Source organism: Pseudomonas mandelii (genome assembly GCF_002251635.1).
Lineage (GTDB): Bacteria > Pseudomonadota > Gammaproteobacteria > Pseudomonadales > Pseudomonadaceae > Aquipseudomonas > Aquipseudomonas mandelii_B.
Window position 1 is genome coordinate 1 of the sequence record NZ_NMOJ01000158.1, and the last position, 2016, is coordinate 2016.

The 2016-nt window shown below is 52.0% G+C and carries 1 protein-coding gene and 1 rRNA gene; both read left to right on the forward strand.

The genetic code is table 11. The features are described 5' to 3' along the window. The first annotated feature begins 191 nt into the window (after positions 1-191). The gene (gene tyrS, locus B7L09_RS20385) at positions 192-1391 is read left to right on the forward strand and encodes a tyrosine--tRNA ligase (RefSeq protein WP_094470381.1); all 1200 of its coding nucleotides are present in this window, start codon (positions 192-194) and stop codon (positions 1389-1391) included. 552 nt (positions 1392-1943) lie between these two features. Next, positions 1944-2016 (forward strand): 16S ribosomal RNA (locus tag B7L09_RS32160); the annotation flags it as partial.

A 2016-nucleotide genomic window follows, 5' to 3' on the forward strand; every position in this document is an offset into this window, starting at 1 on the left:
AAGATGAAATGGAAAAGATGAATGACATGATGAAGATGAAATAACTGTATAAAATATAACCAAATCATCTCTGAAGCAAGCCCGTGGTCACTCTGCCAGCGGATTGGCGTCATTGCGCCGGCCAAACTTTGTATTTGACCCGTGATCTTGTATGGTTGGTCCCCTTTGAATCTGAGCCTTGCGGGTCTGTTATGAAGTCGGTTGAAGAGCAGCTAGCGCTGATAAAACGTGGTGCGGAAGAACTGTTGGTCGAGGCCGAGCTGATCGAAAAGCTCAAGCGTGGCCAACCCCTGCGTATCAAGGCTGGCTTTGATCCGACAGCGCCGGATCTACACCTGGGTCACACCGTGCTTATTAATAAGCTGCGCCAGTTCCAGGAACTGGGGCACCAGGTGATCTTCCTTATAGGTGACTTCACCGGGATGATCGGTGATCCGAGCGGCAAGAGCGCGACGCGTCCGCCGTTNACCCGTGAGCAGGTTCTCGATAATGCCGAGACCTATAAGACCCAAGTGTTCAAGATTCTCGATCCGGCCAAGACCGAGGTGGCATTCAACTCCACCTGGATGGATCAGATGGGGCCGGCGGATTTCATTCGCCTGACATCCCAGTACACCGTAGCGCGCATGCTTGAGCGTGATGACTTCGACAAGCGCTACTCCACCAATCAGCCTATCGCTATCCATGAGTTCCTCTACCCGCTGGTTCAAGGGTATGACTCGGTCGCTTTGCGCGCGGATGTCGAGCTGGGCGGCACTGACCAGAAGTTCAACCTGCTGATGGGGCGTGAGCTGCAGCGCGCATACGGTCAAGAGGCCCAGTGCATTCTGACCATGCCGTTGCTGGAGGGGTTGGACGGCGTCAAGAAGATGTCCAAGTCCTTGGGTAACTATGTGGGTATCCAAGAAGCGCCGGGTGTTATGTACGGTAAGCTGGTTTCGATTCCAGATGCATTGATGTGGCGTTACTTCGAGCTGTTGAGCTTCCGCTCGATGGACGAGATTAATGCACTGCGCGCTGAAGTCGAGGCGGGCGCCAATCCGCGTGATGTGAAGATCAAGTTGGCGGAAGAGATTGTGGCGCGCTTCCATGGTGAGGAGGCTGCGGCCAATGCTCACCGTGCAGCGGGTAACCGTATGAAGGATGGCGAGCTGCCGGATGATCTGCCAGAGATCGAGCTGACTGCTACTGAAGACATGCCGATTGCTGCTGTCCTTAATAAGGCAGGCTTGGTGAAGAACTCGGCGGTGGCTCGTGATCTGCTGAATTCCGGTGGTGTGCGTATAGATGGTGAGGTTGTGGATCGCACCTTTATATACGAGCTGGGCGCTACCCACGTTTGCCAGGCCGGCAAGAAGGCATTTGCGCGTATTACGCTCAAATCCGAATAAAGCTGGAATTAGGTGTTGACGGCGATTTATATCTGTCTATAATTCGCCCCACTTCCGGCGCAGTCGAAACGGAAAACTCCTTGGTAAACAAAGAGTTACGCAGTTTTCGGCAGCGAGTTGCTTCAGGTCATCGAAGCCCAGAAGGAGTTGATCAGGCAGGGTTGTTTGGCTTGATTGACGGTTCGATCTTCTCGGTCGAAAGCGGAGAAAAAGAGGTGTTGACAGCAGCGAGTAACGCTGTAGAATTCGCCTCCCGCTAACGAGAGATCGGAAGCGCAAGTGGTTGAAGTTGCAAAGGAATCTTCGAAAACTTCTGAAAATAATCACTTGACAGCAAATGAGGCTGCTGTAGAATGCGCGCCTCGGTTGAGACGAAAGATCTTAACCAACCGCTCTTTAACAACTGAATCAAGCAATTCGTGTGGGTGCTTGTGGAGTCAGACTGATAGTCAACAAGATTATCAGCATCACAAGTTACTCCGCGAGAAATCAAAGATGTAACCAACGATTGCTGAGCCAAGTTTAGGGTTTCTTAAAAACCCAAAGATGTTTGAACTGAAGAGTTTGATCATGGCTCAGATTGAACGCTGGCGGCAGGCCTAACACATGCAAGTCGAGCGGTAGA